The sequence below is a fragment of the Citrobacter sp. RHB21-C05 genome, assembly GCF_013889015.1.
GTDB lineage: Bacteria > Pseudomonadota > Gammaproteobacteria > Enterobacterales > Enterobacteriaceae > Citrobacter_A > Citrobacter_A sedlakii.
In genome coordinates this window covers 3,238,605-3,255,356 of sequence record NZ_CP057611.1, presented here as the reverse complement: position 1 = coordinate 3,255,356, position 16,752 = coordinate 3,238,605, and the positions used below count along the sequence as shown (strand labels likewise).

General features: G+C 53.7%; 15 protein-coding genes and 1 tRNA gene. 9 read left to right on the top strand and 7 right to left on the bottom strand.

Translation table 11 applies throughout. From position 1 onward, the window contains the following. Nucleotides 1–495, bottom strand: coding sequence for a peptidylprolyl isomerase B (gene ppiB / locus HVX72_RS15635; RefSeq protein WP_012904905.1), 495 nt, complete (start codon nucleotides 493–495; stop codon nucleotides 1–3). Nucleotides 496–668: 173 nt separating this feature from the next. Here ppiB and cysS point away from each other — a divergent pair, with 173 nt between their 5' ends. Next, nucleotides 669–2,054: a cysteine--tRNA ligase gene (cysS, locus tag HVX72_RS15630; RefSeq protein WP_042285746.1), complete on the top strand. Its 1,386-nt coding sequence runs from the start codon at nucleotides 669–671 to the stop codon at nucleotides 2,052–2,054. Nucleotides 2,055–2,140: 86 nt separating this feature from the next. On the opposite strand, the gene HVX72_RS15625 is transcribed toward cysS, so the two are convergent. From HVX72_RS15625 to folD, 3 genes are all read right to left on the bottom strand, one after another. Next, a complete protein-coding gene (locus HVX72_RS15625) occupies nucleotides 2,141–2,662 on the bottom strand; it encodes a metal-dependent hydrolase (RefSeq protein ID WP_042285744.1) in 522 nt (173 codons plus the stop codon). Between the two features lie 122 nt (nucleotides 2,663–2,784). Continuing rightward, nucleotides 2,785–2,997, bottom strand: a complete 213-nt coding sequence (ybcJ, locus tag HVX72_RS15620) for a ribosome-associated protein YbcJ (protein ID WP_042285741.1) — start codon at nucleotides 2,995–2,997, stop codon at nucleotides 2,785–2,787. Between the two features lies 1 nt (nucleotide 2,998). Then, a complete protein-coding gene (folD, locus tag HVX72_RS15615) occupies nucleotides 2,999–3,865 on the bottom strand; it encodes a bifunctional methylenetetrahydrofolate dehydrogenase/methenyltetrahydrofolate cyclohydrolase FolD (RefSeq protein WP_042285739.1) in 867 nt (288 codons plus the stop codon). A 241-nt stretch (nucleotides 3,866–4,106) separates the two neighbouring features. Between folD and HVX72_RS15610 the strand changes: the two genes are divergently transcribed. Then, a tRNA-Arg gene (locus HVX72_RS15610) sits at nucleotides 4,107–4,183 on the top strand. A gap of 74 nt (nucleotides 4,184–4,257) precedes the next feature. Here the strand turns inward: HVX72_RS15610 and HVX72_RS15605 are convergent. The 3 genes from HVX72_RS15605 to cusR all read right to left on the bottom strand — a co-directional run bounded on the left by HVX72_RS15605 (nucleotide 4,258) and on the right by cusR (nucleotide 7,620). Continuing rightward, nucleotides 4,258–4,803: a polymer-forming cytoskeletal protein gene (locus tag HVX72_RS15605; RefSeq protein ID WP_157845128.1), complete on the bottom strand. Its 546-nt coding sequence runs from the start codon at nucleotides 4,801–4,803 to the stop codon at nucleotides 4,258–4,260. A 713-nt stretch (nucleotides 4,804–5,516) separates the two neighbouring features. Next, a complete protein-coding gene (locus HVX72_RS15600; protein ID WP_181821842.1) occupies nucleotides 5,517–6,947 on the bottom strand; it encodes a Cu(+)/Ag(+) sensor histidine kinase in 1,431 nt (476 codons plus the stop codon). Beyond that, nucleotides 6,937–7,620: a copper response regulator transcription factor CusR gene (gene cusR, locus HVX72_RS15595; protein WP_042285734.1), complete on the bottom strand. Its 684-nt coding sequence runs from the start codon at nucleotides 7,618–7,620 to the stop codon at nucleotides 6,937–6,939. Before cusR ends, HVX72_RS15600 begins: the two co-directional genes overlap by 11 nt. Nucleotides 7,621–7,790: 170 nt before the next feature. Between cusR and HVX72_RS15590 the strand changes: the two genes are divergently transcribed. The 7 genes from HVX72_RS15590 (at nucleotide 7,791) to HVX72_RS15560 (ending at nucleotide 16,742) form a co-directional block, all read left to right on the top strand. Further along, nucleotides 7,791–9,173, top strand: a complete 1,383-nt coding sequence (locus tag HVX72_RS15590) for an efflux transporter outer membrane subunit (RefSeq protein ID WP_181821841.1) — start codon at nucleotides 7,791–7,793, stop codon at nucleotides 9,171–9,173. 86 nt (nucleotides 9,174–9,259) lie between these two features. After that, nucleotides 9,260–9,592, top strand: a complete 333-nt coding sequence (gene cusF / locus HVX72_RS15585; RefSeq protein ID WP_060568962.1) for a cation efflux system protein CusF — start codon at nucleotides 9,260–9,262, stop codon at nucleotides 9,590–9,592. 32 nt (nucleotides 9,593–9,624) lie between these two features. Further along, on the top strand, nucleotides 9,625–10,887 hold the full coding sequence (locus HVX72_RS15580) for an efflux RND transporter periplasmic adaptor subunit (protein ID WP_181821840.1): 1,263 nt from the start codon (nucleotides 9,625–9,627) through the stop codon (nucleotides 10,885–10,887). Between the two features lie 11 nt (nucleotides 10,888–10,898). Next, the gene (locus tag HVX72_RS15575; RefSeq protein WP_181821839.1) at nucleotides 10,899–14,048 is read left to right on the top strand and encodes a CusA/CzcA family heavy metal efflux RND transporter; all 3,150 of its coding nucleotides are present in this window, start codon (nucleotides 10,899–10,901) and stop codon (nucleotides 14,046–14,048) included. A 526-nt stretch (nucleotides 14,049–14,574) separates the two neighbouring features. Further along, nucleotides 14,575–15,270, top strand: coding sequence for a PilZ domain-containing protein (locus tag HVX72_RS15570; RefSeq protein WP_181821838.1), 696 nt, complete (start codon nucleotides 14,575–14,577; stop codon nucleotides 15,268–15,270). A gap of 26 nt (nucleotides 15,271–15,296) precedes the next feature. Next, nucleotides 15,297–15,884: a LuxR family transcriptional regulator gene (locus tag HVX72_RS15565; protein WP_060568957.1), complete on the top strand. Its 588-nt coding sequence runs from the start codon at nucleotides 15,297–15,299 to the stop codon at nucleotides 15,882–15,884. 93 nt (nucleotides 15,885–15,977) lie between these two features. Next, nucleotides 15,978–16,742 (top strand): EAL domain-containing protein, encoded by a 765-nt coding sequence (locus HVX72_RS15560; protein ID WP_181821837.1) that lies wholly within the window; start codon nucleotides 15,978–15,980, stop codon nucleotides 16,740–16,742. Nucleotides 16,743–16,752 lie beyond the last annotated feature (10 nt).

Below are 16,752 nucleotides of genomic sequence, written 5' to 3'. Positions count from 1 at the left end.
TTACTCGCTAACGGTCACGTTTTCGATGATCACGTCTTCTTTTGGTACGTCCTGGTGCATACCGCTGCGACCGGTCGCGACGCCTTTGATTTTATCCACAACGTCCATGCCTTCAACGACCTCGGCAAATACGCAGTAACCCCAGCCCTGCATGCTTTCGCCGGAGAAGTTCAGGAAGTCGTTGTCGACGACGTTGATGAAGAACTGCGCGGTTGCAGAGTGCGGAGCCTGAGTACGGGCCATCGCCAGCGTACCGCGGGTGTTTTTCAGACCGTTGTTGGCTTCGTTTTTGATCGCTTCTTTCGTTGCTTTCTGCTTCATGCCAGGTTCGAAACCGCCGCCCTGAATCATGAAACCGTTAATCACACGGTGGAAAATGGTGTTGTTGTAAAAACCTTCGCGGCAGTAGTCCAGGAAGTTTTTAACTGTTTCAGGCGCTTTATCATCAAACGTTTTGATTACGATATCGCCGTGATTAGTGTGGAAAGTAACCATTTTTGCATCCTGTTCCGATAGAGAAGTGCTTTAACCCGATGAGGGTCAGAGTAAGGGGTGTGTTATAGCATAAGCGCAGGCTGTGATCACCTTGCAAAGTGTGCTGATCCCATGCCGAATTATGGGTATTATACGGACTTTACGATCCACACACGTCTTACACGGAACCTTCAATGTTAAAAATTTTTAATACACTGACGCGCCAAAAAGAGGAATTCAAACCTATTCATGCCGGGGAAGTCGGCATGTACGTGTGTGGTATTACCGTTTACGATCTCTGTCATATCGGACATGGCCGTACTTTCGTCGCGTTTGATGTGGTGGCGCGTTACCTGCGTTTTCTGGGCTACACGCTGAAATACGTACGCAACATTACTGATATCGACGACAAAATCATCAAACGCGCTAATGAAAACGGTGAAAGCTTCGTGGCGCTTGTCGATCGCATGATCGCGGAAATGCACAAAGATTTTGATGCGCTGAATATTCTGCGCCCGGACATGGAGCCACGCGCGACGCATCATATCGCCGAGATCATTGAGATCACCGAGCAGCTGATCGCCAAAGGCCACGCTTACGTCGCAGACAACGGTGACGTGATGTTCGACGTGCCGACTGACCCAAACTACGGTCTGCTGTCTCGCCAGGATCTGGATCAGTTGCAGGCCGGGGCGCGCGTGGACGTGGTTGACGTCAAACGCAACCCGATGGACTTCGTGCTGTGGAAGATGTCCAAAGAGGGCGAACCGAGCTGGCCGTCGCCGTGGGGCGCAGGCCGTCCTGGCTGGCATATTGAATGCTCGGCCATGAACTGCAAACAGCTGGGTAATCATTTTGATATTCACGGCGGCGGTTCGGATCTGATGTTCCCGCATCATGAAAACGAAATCGCGCAGTCCACCTGTGCGCACGACGGCGAATACGTGAACTACTGGATGCACTCCGGCATGGTGATGGTCGATCGCGAAAAGATGTCTAAATCGCTGGGCAATTTCTTCACCGTGCGCGACGTGTTGAAATACTACGATGCGGAAACGGTGCGCTACTTCCTGATGTCCGGTCACTACCGCAGCCAGCTGAACTACAGCGAAGAGAACCTCAAGCAGGCGCGTTCAGCGCTGGAGCGGCTGTACACCGCGCTGCGCGGAACGGATAAAACCGTCGCTCCTGCCGGTGGCGAGGCCTTTGAAACGCGCTTTATTGAGGCGATGAACGACGACTTCAATACGCCGGAAGCCTATTCGGTGCTGTTCGACATGGCGCGCGAAGTGAACCGTCTGAAAGGGGAAGATATGGCAGCCGCCAATGCCATGGCGTCGCATCTGCGTAAAATTTCTGCTGTGCTCGGTCTGCTGGAGCAGGAGCCGGAAGCGTTCCTGCAAAGCGGCGCGCAGGCGGATGACGGCGAAGTAGCCCAAATCGAAGCGTTGATCCAGCAGCGTCTGGATGCCCGTAAAGCGAAAGACTGGGCGGCGGCGGATGCGGCGCGCGACCGTCTGAACGAAATGGGTATCGTCCTGGAAGACGGACCGCAGGGAACCACCTGGCGTCGCAAGTAAGACGGAGATCCCCGGCGGCGTTTACGTTTGTCGGGTTGAGGTTATTTACAGGCCGGATAAGACGTAACGCGTCGCTATCCGGCTTTTTATCGCCGTTTCCACCACAACATCCCCATCAGCATCAGCCCCGGTAACCACACCCACAGCAGTTCCGAGAATATCACCTGATGGCCATACGGCGTGGCATAGCGCGATAGCGCGAACGGCGCGACCTTAATCACCTGCCACGGCGCAAAAAAGCGTTCATCCGACCACGGCCACAGCCAGCCGACACCTTTTCCGCCGGTAGTGATCGAATCCAGTAAACTGTGTGACAGCAGTGATACCGTAAGAAACAGCCAGCAGCGCGTCAGGCTGGCTTTCAACCATCGTCGACCAATGAGCACGCACAGTATCGGCACCACAAAAGCAAACAGCAGCGAATGGGTAAAGCCGCGATGGCCGAACGCGTTGCCGTAGGCCACGCCGAGTTTAAAGGAGAGCACATCCATGTCCGGCACCATCGCCAGCGCGATACCGGCAAACAGCAAACGGGGGGGAATGACTTTTGTGCCCAGCCCTAAGCCGAGGCAGAGCGGGACAGCCGCGTGGGTGAGAATCGTTGGCATATTTTCGCTTCGTATGAAAAAACGCTATGTTCGCAACGCACTGTGAAGGGACGATGAAGTCACTCGACGGGAAGGGGAGCATCGCCGGACAGGGTGCGAAGACCGCTGTCCGGCAAAGGGCATCAGGCGACGACGGTGACGCTCTGACCGGCATAGCTGACGGTTTGACCGGCAACGATTTTGCAGCGTTTGCGGGTTTCCACTGCGCCGTCAACGTTGACCTGTCCTTCCGCAATGGCCATTTTCGCCTGGGCGCCGCTTTCGCTCCAGCCTTCCAGTTTCAGCAAATCACACAGTTCAACGTGAGAATGCTTGCCTAAAGAAAATGTCGCCATGTTAGTTATCCTGTGGGTCGTGATATTCAACACACGCCTGAAGCGTGTTTTCGATAAGAGTGGCGACGGTCATTGGGCCAACGCCGCCCGGCACGGGGGTAATGTAAGATGCGCGCGCGGACGCGTCGTCAAAAACGACGTCGCCAACCACCTTGCCATTTTCCAGACGGTTAATGCCGACATCAACCACGATGGCGCCTTCTTTGATCCACTCACCGGGAATAAAGCCCGGTTTACCGACCGCGACGACCAGCAGATCGGCATTTTCGACATGATGGCGCAGATTTTTGGTAAAGCGATGCGTCACCGTGGTCGTGCAACCGGCCAGCAGCAGCTCCATGCTCATCGGGCGGCCCACGATGTTGGATGCGCCAATCACGACGGCGTTCAGGCCGTAAAGGTCGATATTGTAGCGTTCAAGCAGGGTAACGATGCCGCGGGGCGTACAGGGGCGCAGACGCGGCGCGCGCTGGCACAGGCGACCAACGTTGTAAGGATGAAAACCATCCACGTCTTTGTCCGGATCGATACGCTCCAGCACTTTCACGTTATCGATACCCGCCGGAAGCGGCAATTGCACCAGAATACCGTCAATGGTGTTATCGGCATTCAGCGTATCGATCAGTTCCAGTAACTCCGCCTCGCTGGTGGTTTCCGGCAGGTCATAGGAGCGGGAGACGAATCCCACTTCGTCACAGGCCTTACGTTTGCTTGCGACATAAATCTGCGAAGCCGGGTTACTGCCTACCAGCACAACCGCCAGTCCTGGCGCCCGCAGTCCGGCCGCCACGCGCGCCTGAACTTTTTGAGCAACCTCAGAGCGCACCTGCTGCGCAATCGTTTTACCGTCAATAATCTTTGCTGCCATCAGAGAGAGGATTCCATCTGTAATTTCACGTCGAAGGGGATGCGGCTATTTTGTCAGAAGTAAGGACGGTTGTCAGTCGCCGCTTACGGTCGCGGCAGTTTTTGACAGGAATCAGGCCGCTCTTGAGGTGAACGGCGGCGGTTATGCTCATAACTCAAGCAGTTGAAAGGAAAGCCATTGACCACCAGAGTGGTGAACGTATAATACCGGGCAGTTTTATGTCAGTTTGTTTTCTCTCGATGCTCCCTTAGCTCAGCTGGATAGAGCAACGGCCTTCTAAGCCGTCGGTCGCAGGTTCGAATCCTGCAGGGGGCGCCATTTCCTGGCGCGTTTACCTGGCGGTATTCAGGCCGGACAGCACAAAGCCGCCATCCGGCGCGAATATCTTCCTGTCACTCTTTATAAAAACTGGCCAGGTCGATGGTATTTTCCTTTACCGCATCCATGGCGCTGATAAATTCATTTTTTTGCGCTTCTTCGTCGCTGCGCGGTAAAGAGTTACCGTAAAAACGGCCATTTTTATGAATGGCCAGTGAGTCACTTTTTACCTGACCATTTACCATTCCCTGCGCATTAATGCTGACTTCGCCGCCGATACAATTGCCATTCAGAACGCCGTCGACGGCAATGGCATAGGCTATAATATCCCCTTCAACGTGACCGCTTTTCAGAATATGAACGGTTTTTTCAGAGCGAATAACACCGTCAATGCGGCCATTTACGTGAATATCGCTGGTGGAGTTAAGCTCGCCCTTAATAATACAGGTTTCCGGGATAACGGCGACCGACGGTTCCAGCGGGCTTTGCTGCGTCGGTTTTACCGTCAATTCCACATCGTCGCCGAGGTAAGAAACCTGAGAAGGGTTAAGAGAAGAGGCGATGTTGATGTCTGCATGAGTGTCGGCAAACGTGGTGTTTTGCTCTTTGCGTTTGAACATGGTTCTGATCCCCGTCGATGATAAAATTAAATAAACAGCATAAAATAAACCACAGGTTAAAATAATTATGGCAATCACTTTCCATCGCGATTTTATCGTCAGGTAAAAATGTTGATCACCCACGCCATAATGAATAATGAGATACAGCCAAAGCCCCCAAATAAGCCACAGGAGGTTATAATGCATAGACCTTCACCGAACCTCCCTGATTATCCTGAACGCTGTTCATCGGTGTCAGGACGGTAACATTCAGTGAATTAATGCACAATAAAAAATAAGAATGGCCTTTTTTGCTTTGCAATAATTTGAATTCTATCGATTTAAAAAATGTCAACGTGCGATTAACAATAATGACCGTGATCGGACACGCACAAAATTCTGACGGTAATAACGCTATTCTGTTAATAATTTGCCGGATAAATAGTCAGCGGCCAGACATGCCTTTTTTCGGATTTTTTGTTTCAAAGAAGAATAAAAATTGTGCGCCAGGTGGAATTATTTAGCGTAACCGCATTGGCGTGGTCATAGGTTGACGAAAAGGCGGGCGGAGGAAAAACCGTGACGTCAGGAGCCGTGACGTGTTGGACATCGCCCGCCGGGCAATATCACTATGTGTATGAAATGTTAAAATTTTGTGTGGGTTAAAAATTCACCGCCATTGCCTTCTTTGATTTAGGAGGATTCTTAGCGCTGACGCCACCGGTAGCGACCTGTCAGCGCAGCGCTTTCGGTAAACTCAGCGTAAAGCGGGTCGCGCGGGCGTCAGACGTCACCGACACTTTTCCGTGATGCGCCGTTACAATCGACTTGACGATCGCCAGGCCTATGCCGCTGCCTTCGCCCTTGCGCTGGCGGGAGGGGTCCACGCGATAGAAACGATCAAACAGACGCGGCAGATGTTCCGCCGCAACCGGCGTTCCCGGGTTTTCAACCTCAATGCGCACCCGATCGTCAATCTCTTTTAGCCTGACGATGACGGTTTCGCCGCCAGGCGTATGACGCAACGCGTTTGATAATAAATTGCTCAGCGCTCTGCGCAACATTCCCGGATCGCCGAAAACATGGCACGGGCAGCCCTCAAGGCGCAGCGTGACGCCACGCTCCTCTGCCAGCGCTTCAAAAAAGTCGAACACCTTACTGACTTCCTCGGCCAGATTAAGCGCTTTTTTCTCTGGAATAAGCTGGTGGTTATCCGCCTGGGCCAGGAACAGCATGTCGCTGACCATTTTTGCCATATGGCTCAGTTCCTCAAGGCTGGAATAGAGCACCTCTTCCAGTTCCTTTTGAGTTCGCGGCTGGCTAAGAACAATCTCCGTCTGCGTCACCAGGTTGGTGATGGGCGTGCGGATCTCATGCGCGATGTCGGCAGAAAAATTAGACTGGCGGGTAAAGACATCTTCAATGCGTTCCAGCATGTGGTTGAAAGAGAGCACCAGTCGTTCCAGCTCAATGGGGACATTTTGCGGGTCAAGGCGAACGTCGAGATCTTTCGAGGTAATGTTCTGGATCTGTCGGCTAACGCGGCGGATCGGCGCGTGTCCTTTATAGACCGCGAATAAAACCAGAAAGACGATCACCAGGCTAATGATCGACGCGGTCATGACCAGCTTGTTTTTCAGATCGTTAATGTAATGGAGGTGAAAGTCGATCGACAACGCCATGTACAGAGTATATGCCGGTTTACCGTCAATCTGCGGACCGACCGGCAGGCGGATCATGCGCCAGCTGGCGTGGGTGCCGTGTCCGGTCATTTGCTTCGCTGGCCCGTTGATCAGCCATACGTTGCCGCCGGGAACGGTGGTGTCCGGCTCGGCGGTGGCGAGAAATTGCCGGATGTCCGGCGCGCCAGGCGAATGCAGAAGCGCGCGCCCGCGGGTGTCCTCCAGCGCAATGAGGACGTTTGAATAACCGGCAACCACATTTTGCACAATCTCCAGCCGCCGGGATTCCGGTTCATCGGAATGGCTGAGTATGCGCTCCAGCGTGGCGCTAATTTCATTGAGATCGTTCACGTCCTGTTCGGCAAAATGGACTTTTACCGACTGGATCATGATCCAGGCGAAGGCAAAGAAAGCGGCGACTGTGGCAAGGCTGATGAAAAAAGTCAGGCGTGTCGCCAGGGAAAAAGGTCGCTTACTGCGCATCCGGCACCTCAAGCACGTAGCCCACGCCGCGCACGGTCTGAATCAGTTTGGGTTCGAAGTCATTATCAATCTTGCCGCGCAGACGTTTCACGGCGACATCGATGGCATTGGTGTCGCTGTCGAAATTCATATCCCACACCTGGGAGGCGATCAGCGAGCGCGGCAGTACCTCGCCCTGGTGACGGAGAAAGAACTCAAGCAGGGTAAACTCTTTGCTGGTGAGAGTGATCCGCATTCCGCTCCGGCTGACTTTGCGACTGACCAGATCGACATTCAGGTCCGCCACCTGAAACTGACTTTCAACAATCACCGCGGCGCCGCGCCGCAGCAGCGTTCTGACGCGCGCCAGCAGCTCGGCGAAGGCGAACGGCTTAACCAGATAATCGTCCGCGCCTAATTCCAGTCCCTTCACCCGGTGTTCAATGGTGCCGAGCGCCGTGAGTAACAGAATCGGCATCCCTTTTCCGCCAGCGCGCAGCATACGCACAATATCCCAGCCGTTAACGTCGGGCAGCATAATGTCGAGAATGAGCAGGTCGTAGTCGCCGGTCATCGCCAGGTGATAGCCATTCAGGCCGTTATCCGCAAGATCGACCACAAAGCCCGCTTCCGTCAGCCCTTTGGTCAGATACTCCCCGGTTTTTTTCTCATCTTCGACGATCAGTATCTTCAACGCATCCTCCTTCCGCCGCCTGTTGACGTGGCGTGTCCCAATTCTAGAGAAGTCAGATCGGATAGCAATCGCCTTCCGGGAAAATGACAGCTTTGTCATTTTGCTGTCACCGACTGAACAGAGAGCGCCAGGTAAAGTGACCCGCATCTTTCCTTATGTTAATCAGGCTTATGTGCACATTCAGGTTTTTTACCCTCAGCACGGCGCTGCTGCTGGCAGGATGCTCGCTGGCGCCGGACTACCAGCGCCCGGCCTTACCGGTGCCGCAGCAGTTTTCGCTGAGCCACAACCGTCTGATGACCGCGCCTGCGAACTATCAGGACAGCGGCTGGCGGCAGTTTTTCGTTGATCCTCAAGTCAAAACGTTTATTAGCGAGGCGTTGCGTAATAACCGGGATATACGCATGGCGACGCTGAAAGTGCAGGAGGCGAGGGCGCAGTACCGGGTCACCGACGCCGACCGCTATCCGCAGTTGAACGCAGAAGGCAGCGGAAGCTGGAGCGGAAATCTCAAGGGCGACAGCGGAACCAGCCGCGAATACGACGCGGGACTGAATCTCAGTGTTGATCTGGATTTCTTTGGTCGGCTGAAAAACATGAGCGAAGCCGACCGGCAAAACTTTTTTGCCAGCGAAGAAGCCCGTCGGGCGGTCCATATTTTGCTGGTTTCGAACGTGGCGCAAAGCTATTTCAGTCAGCGACTTGCGGCGGCTCAACTTCGGGTTGCCGAAGAAACGTTAGGCAATTATCAGCGTTCTTATGCGCTGGTGGAAAAGCAACTGGTCACCGGTACCAGTAATGTGCTGGCGCTGGAACAGGCGCGCGGCGTTATTGAAAGCACCCGCAGCGACATCGCCAAACGTCAGGGGGAGCTGGCGCAGGCCAATAACGCGTTACAGCTTCTGCTGGGCGCCTATGCCCGGCTACCGGAGGAAAACGCCGCTGGCGAGGGCGATCTCCATGCTGTAACCCTGCCGCCTGCGCTGTCGTCGCACATCTTATTGCAACGACCGGACATTATGGAGGCAGAGCATACGCTGATGGCGGCGAACGCCAATATTGGCGCGGCGCGGGCGGCGTTTTTCCCCTCCATTAGCCTGACCAGCGGCATTTCCGGCAGCAGCAGCGATCTGACGAACTTATTCAGCGCGGCGGGCGGCATGTGGAGCTTCATCCCAAAGGTGGAGCTGCCGATTTTCAATGCCGGTCGTAATCAGGCCAGTCTCGATCTGGCCGAGATCCGTCAACAGCAGTCGGTGGTCAATTACGAGCAAAAAATCCAGAACGCGTTTAAAGAGGTCGCTGACGCGCTGGCGCTGCGCCAGAGTCTGGCCGGGCAGATTCGCGGCCAGCAACGCTACCTCGCGTCGCTGCACATTACCCTGCAACGCGCCAGAGCGCTCTATCGCCACGGTGCGGTGAGTTACATCGACGTGCTGGACGCGGAGCGTTCGTTGTTTTCAACCCAACAAACGTTGCTGGACCTCAATTACGCCCGCCAGGTTAACGAAATCAAACTGTATACCGCCCTCGGCGGCGGCTGGGTGGAATAAATCCCCCGCCGCGGGCCAGGCCTCCTGTAGCCGGTTCAGGCGCCAGTCGCCGTCCGGCAAAATTCACTCCTTCTGAAAGGTGACTTATGAACAATCTCTTTAAAGCAGTCGTAGTAACGGTTTTCTCTGTGCTGGCAGCCCATGTTCAGGCCAGTGAACATCATCATGACGGGATGATTGCCGCTGAACACAGCCCGGTGGTGAGCGCAACGGGAGTCGTCAAAGCCATAGACGGGGAAAGCAAGAAGGTCACCATTGCGCACGAGCCGATCCCGGCGCTGAACTGGCCGGCCATGACCATGCGCTTTACCCTCACGCCACAAACGCAGCTTAACGGGATCACGCCAGGCGATAGCGTCACCTTTCATTTTGTCCAGCAGGGGAATCTTTCGTTATTGCAGGACATTAAGCGTCAGTAATTTTTCTTTATTTCAACGTTGGGCATGACCTCATGAAAAATATCGCGCTGATTATCGGCTGCATGCTGGCTGGCGGACTTATCGCCGTGGGCGGTTACGCGTATTTCACAGCCGATCGCGGGCCTGACGATGCGTCGTCTACCGCACAAAACGACGCCCGCAAGGTGCTGTTCTGGTACGACCCGATGTACCCGAATACCCGCTTCGACAAGCCGGGGAAATCGCCCTTTATGGATATGGACCTGGTGCCGAAATACGTCGATGAAGAAAGCGCAAACGCCGCCGCGCCGGGCGTGCGGATTGACCCCACACAGACGCAAAACCTCGGCGTGAAAACCGGGGTCGTTCGCCGGGGGGCGCTGACCTTTGCGCAGACTTTCCCGGCGAACGTCAGCTACAACGAATATCAATATGCGATTATGCAGGCGCGCGCCGCCGGGTTTATCGAAAAAGTCTGGCCGTTGACCGTCGGCGATAAAGTGAAAAAGGGCGCGCCGCTGCTTGAGCTGACCATTCCTGACTGGGTGGAAGCGCAAAGTGAATATCTGCTGCTGAAGGAGACAGGCGGAACCGCCAGCCAGGTTGAGGGGATCCTTGAACGCCTGCGCCTGGCCGGCATGCCGGAAGCGGATCTTCGCCGCCTGATTACCACCCGCAAGATTCAGACCCGCTTCACCCTCACCGCGCCGATCGACGGCGTGATTACCGCCTTTGATTTACGCGCCGGAATGAACATCAGCAAAGATAACGTGGTGGCGAGGATTCAGGGAATGAATCCGGTCTGGGTAACGGCTGCCGTGCCGGAGTCCATTGCGTGGCTGATTAAAGACGCCTCGCAGTTTTCCCTGACCATACCGGCCCGTCCCGACATGCATTTTACCTTCCGCAAATGGACGCTGTTGCCGAGTGCGGATGCCTCAACCCGTACCCTGCAACTGCGTCTGGAAGTGGACAACCCCGACGAAGCGCTGAAGCCAGGCATGAACGCTTTCCTTAGCCTTAACAGCCAAAGCGAGCCAATGCTGCTGATCCCGACAAAAGCGCTGATCGACACCGGCAGCGAACAGCGGGTGATTACGGTTGATAACGAAGGGCGCTTTGTGCCGAAACGGGTGTCGGTATTCCAGTCATCGCAGGGATTAACGGCAATCCGTTCCGGCTTGCAAGAAGGGGAAAGCGTGGTTTCCAGCGGTCTGTTTTTGATTGACTCCGAAGCGAATATCGCTGGCGCGCTGGATCGAATGCGAGCGGCGTCCACTCCTGACACATCCACGCCCGCCGCGCATGCGCACTGAGGAGAACGCAGATGATTGAATGGATAATCCGCCGCTCGGTCGCCAACCGTTTTCTGATCGTCATTGGCGCGCTTTTCCTTGGCGTCTGGGGAACCTGGACCATTGTGAATACGCCAGTGGACGCGCTACCCGATCTCTCCGACGTGCAGGTGATTGTCAAAACGCGTTACCCAGGGCAGGCGCCGCAAATCGTGGAAAATCAGGTCACGTATCCGTTAACGACCACGATGCTGTCCGTGCCGGGCGCCAAAACGGTGCGAGGCTTCTCGCAGTTTGGCGATTCGTATGTGTACGTCATTTTTGAAGACGGCACCGATCCGTACTGGGCGCGTTCGCGAGTGCTTGAATATCTTAATCAGGTGCAGGGAAAACTTCCCACCGGAGTGAGCGCGGAAATGGGACCGGACGCCACAGGCGTTGGCTGGATCTTTGAATATGCGCTGGTCGATCGCAGCGGTAAGCACGATCTGGCCGAATTGCGTTCGTTACAAGACTGGTTTCTGAAATATGAACTTAAAACGATTCCCGACGTGTCGGAGGTGGCTTCGGTCGGCGGGGTGGTGAAAGAATATCAGGTGGTCATTGATCCGATGAAACTTGCCCAGTACGGCATCAGCCTGGCGGAGGTAAAGGCCGCGCTGGGCACGTCAAATCAAGAGGCGGGCGGGTCGTCGGTCGAACTGGCGGAAGCGGAATACATGGTGCGCGCCAGCGGCTATCTGCAATCGCTGGAGGATTTCAATCATATCGTCCTGAAGACGAATGAAAACGGCGTGCCGGTGTATCTGCGCGATGTGGCGAGGGTGCAAATCGGTCCTGAAATGCGCCGGGGGATCGCCGAACTGAACGGCGATGGCGAAGTGGCGGGCGGGGTGGTGATCCTGCGCTCCGGGAAAAATGCGCGCGAGGTTATCTCCGCCGTGAAGAACAAGCTGGACACCCTGAAACGCAGTTTGCCGGAAGGGGTGGAGATCGTAACAACCTACGATCGCAGTGGGCTGATTGACCGCGCCATCGACAATCTTAGCGATAAGCTGCTGGAAGAGTTCATTGTCGTGGCGCTGGTCTGCGCGCTGTTTCTCTGGCACCTGCGTTCCGCGCTGGTGGCGATCATTTCTTTGCCGCTGGGATTGTGTATTGCATTTATTGTGATGCATTTTCAGGGGCTTAACGCCAATATCATGTCGCTTGGCGGTATCGCTATCGCCGTTGGCGCAATGGTCGATGCTGCGATTGTGATGATCGAAAACGCCCATAAACGGCTGGAGGAGTGGGCGCATCAGCATCCGGGGAAAAACATCGATAACGAGACGCGCTGGCAGGTGATTACGCAGGCCTCCGTCGAGGTGGGACCTGCGTTGTTCATCAGTCTGTTAATTATTACCCTTTCATTCATCCCTATCTTTACCCTGGAAGGCCAGGAAGGGCGTCTGTTCGGGCCGCTGGCGTTCACAAAAACCTGGGCAATGGCCGGTGCGGCGCTGCTGGCGATTGTGGTGATTCCTGTGCTGATGGGGCTGTGGATCCGCGGCAATATTCCGGCGGAAAGCCGCAATCCCCTGAACCGCTTGTTGATCCGTCTTTACCATCCGCTGCTGCTGAACGTGCTGCGCTGGCCGAAAACCACGCTGCTGTTGGCGCTACTTTCTGTCCTGACGGTTGCCTGGCCGCTCGGCAAAGTGGGCGGCGAGTTCTTACCGCAGATTAACGAAGGCGACTTGCTGTATATGCCTTCCACGCTACCGGGGATCTCGGCGGCGGAAGCGGCCAGCATGTTGCAGAAAACCGATAAGCTGATTATGAGCGTGCCGGAAGTGGCGCGGGTTTTCGGCAAAACCGGCAAAGCAGAAACCGCAACGGATTCCGCACCGCTGGAAATGGTGGAAACCACCATTCAGCTTAAGCCGCAGGATCAGTGGCGTCCGGGGATGACGATGGAAAAAATCATTGAGCAACTGGACCAGACCGTTCGTCTGCCGGGGCTGGCAAACCTGTGGGTGCCGCCGATTCGTAACCGCATCGATATGCTTTCCACCGGCATCAAAAGTCCCATTGGCATCAAAGTGTCCGGCAACGTGCTGGCGGATATTGACGCGATGGCCGAACAGATCGAGAACGTCGCGAGAACTGTACCGGGGGTAACCTCTGCGCTGGCGGAACGTCTGGAAGGCGGACGTTATCTCCATATCGACATCGATCGGGAAAAAGCGGCGCGCTACGGGATGACGGTCGGCGACGTACAGCTGTTCGTCTCCTCTGCGATCGGCGGGGCGATGGTAGGGGAGACCGTGGAGGGCATCGCCCGCTATCCGATTAATCTGCGTTATCCGCAGAACTATCGCGACAGCCCGCAGGCGCTACGGCAGTTGCCGATTTTGACGCCGTTAAAACAGCAAATCACGCTGGCTGATGTGGCGGAGGTCAACATCACGTCCGGCCCGTCGATGTTAAAAACGGAAAATGCGCGCCCCACCAGTTGGATCTACATCGACGCCCGCGACAGGGATATGGTTTCCGTGGTGAACGATCTTAAGCAGGCGATTGCGAAAAACGTGCAGATAAAGCCCGGCACCAGCGTCGCGTTTTCCGGACAGTTTGAACTGCTGGAGCGGGCGAATCATAAGCTTAAAATGATGGTGCCGATGACGCTGATGATTATTTTTGTTCTGCTGTACCTGGCGTTCCGTCGCGTTGGCGAGGCGCTGTTAATCATTACCAGCGTGCCGTTTGCGCTGGTGGGCGGGATCTGGTTTCTTTACGGGATGGGGTTCCATTTGTCGGTGGCGACGGGAACCGGGTTTATCGCCCTTGCCGGCGTCGCCGCTGAGTTTGGCGTGGTGATGTTGATGTACCTGCGTCATGCCATAGAGGCCGAGCCAGCGCTGAATAATCCGCAGACCTTCACGGCAGAGAAACTCGACGATGCGCTTTATCGCGGCGCGGTACTCCGGGTGCGGCCGAAAGCGATGACCGTGGCGGTTATCATTGCCGGTCTGCTGCCTGTTTTATGGGGCACAGGGACCGGGTCAGAGGTGATGAGCCGCATCGCCGCGCCAATGATTGGCGGGATGATTACCGCGCCGCTATTGTCGCTGTTTATTATTCCCGCCGCCTATAAGCTGATGTGGTTGCGCAGGCATCACGCCGCAGGGAGGAGATAATCTTATTCACATTATCCGACCTGGTGTCACCGCACCGGTCGGATACCTTCATTTCGTTTGAATGAAATCCCTCGCCGTTTTTCCTCTCCTGTAAGCGTTTTTTTCATCATTTTTTGTATTTATTTTCTCCTGAAAGAGCGGATTAATTCCGCTCGACGTGACTGAGGACATATTCACCAGCGTGTTGCGCAGAAAAACAGCGATGTTTATCGCGTACTGAAAGCCGTTCCCCTCGTCCATTTTTTTATTTCATGGTGCTTCGTTTTTTAGCCGAATTATCCCTTTTTGTAATGAAATTTTCGTTAAGTTGGGATTTTTGCACGCATAAAGTGGGCCAGTTTTACACTTCACTGAATGTTTTTACAAATCAATTAATCAATAAAAATAGCTAAAAACTTAATATCGTGCGAAATATCTGAAAGAGAATCCCTTATGGTAAACAAAAACTATCAGTCAGGAAAATTCTCCTTCTTTTTTATTTTAATTAAATGAGAAGTATCTGGATTACGAAAAATAAGGATTGACTATGGGATTTGGAATGGCAAAGGAAAATAAATTTGAAATCGTGGCCATTATTCGTGAAGAACTTCTCAGAAAAACCAAACTGGAGTTGAAATTCAAGGAAAACAGTGTGGTCACACAGCTGGAAAAGGTGGACTTTGATTATTTCGTTATTGTTGAACGCAGCGAGGTTATGCCTTCTTCGATCCAGCATTTCATTCTGCATAGCGAAAGAGGCATTATTAAGTTTAACGCCAGGTTTAGTCCCTCGCTGACGGCTAAAATGAAGGGCGGACTGGCGTATTACATTCCTGACGTCATTTTTTTTGTGCAACGTCGGCAACATCAGCGCTTTTCCTTTCTGAAAGGCCAGCATTTTTATTGTCTGGGTCGTTATAAAAACGGCGAAAATTACAGTCTACAAATCAAAAATATCTCCCGCGGCGGCTGTGCGCTAATGTCACCGAGTGTGAATACGCGATTTCTGTATAAAGACGCGCTAATCAAAGGGGCATTGCTTGAATTTGAACAGTTCGGTTCGCTCCACCTGGATCTCCGAGTGGTCAACGTCGTACCCATACAAGAATTTGACGAAAATAATCAGCTTTATGCCAGTCAACAAATCTCCTGCAAATTTCAATTCAAACATCCTCGTGAGGAGTCCGGGGTCGAAAAAGTCATCATTAATATTTTGTTGAGCAATAAGCTTAAAACTTTATAAAAATTTAAACCAGAAGGGAGGCTCTCATGTTAATGAGTGGATGTGGAGATTTTGTGGGTCAGGGCATCTCTGACTATTTAAAAAGTAAACATGTTGAAGTCACGCCTGTCCCCTGGCGGGTTATGGTCAATAACGCCGCGCGTTATCGCCATCGTACGATGATTTTTAATCTCACCAGCCACAAACACGCCTGTGCGGACTTTGTGAATTATTTAAATAAAAACAGATTTAACGTTCACGACAATACGGTGGTGGTTATCGCTGACAGTCGTCTGGCAAAACTGTGCACCGAGTTATTGTATGTTGAAAAGGCCATCGTATTGACGGATAAATCACCGCTACGGGATTACCGACGACTGGCCACACTGGCGAGCGAGTACTGGAGCCCGCAGTTATTTCGTTCACAAAAAAGACTGACCGACCGCGAGCAGCAGGTTCTCCGTTTACTGGTGGGCGGTTATTCACCGCAGGAGATCTCAAGCCTGGTCAGCCTGAGTTACAAAACCATCCAGACGCATAAGATGAAAATTATTGTGAAGCTGGGTTTGGCAAACTCTGCGGAACTGAATAAATTGATAGTCAGATTCAACCATCGCTTATCCTTCCTGTCGTAAGTTTGCCTGTAATATTTCTGGTTCAGGTACGACTTCGCGAGGGCGATGCGCGCGGCGTGGTACCCAATGGAAGGATAACATCAGGAGGGAAAAGTGGCAGATTCCGGCGCCGTGCTGAAAGCGTTAAAAGGCGCGAAACAGACTCAGCAGCTTTATATGGTATATCAGCCGATCTTTAATTTGCGCACCGGACGCATTTGCGCATTCGAGGCGTTGATGCGCTGGAACAGCCCGGAAATGGGAATGGTGCCGCCGGATATGTTTATTTCACTGTTAGAAAACAGCGGTCAGTTCCTGGCCGTGGAAGAGATGGTGACGAAAACGCCGTGGGAGACGGCGGCAGGCTGGCCTGAATACCTGTCATTGTCGATCAATTTCTCGGCCCTTGAACTATGTGACCCGCAATTACCCGCGCGGGTCCAGCATAATCTTGCGAAATACGGTTTGGACCCGCGGCGCTGTGAAATTGAAGTCACGGAAACACAGCCTCTGTGCGAATGCCAGATCGCGGCGAAAAATATGCGTGAGCTGAAGGCGCTGGGGATCACCTTCGCGCTGGATGACTTTGGCACCGGACACGCCAATCTTGACTATTTGCTGCGCTATCCCTTTGACACCTTAAAGATGGATAAATCGTTTCTTGCGGCGGTGCCGGAAGGGGCGAGAGCGGCGCAATTGGTGGAGGGGATCATTTCTCTGGCGCATAACGTTGGGGTTGAGGCTCTGGCGGAAGGCGTCGAAGAGGAAGTGCAAAACGATTGGCTGATTGGGATGGGCTGCGATAAAGCCCAGGGATTTTATTTTTCACCGCCGATCCCGCCGGAGGCGATCCCGGCCTTATTAAAACGTTATTCATAGTACAGAGTAA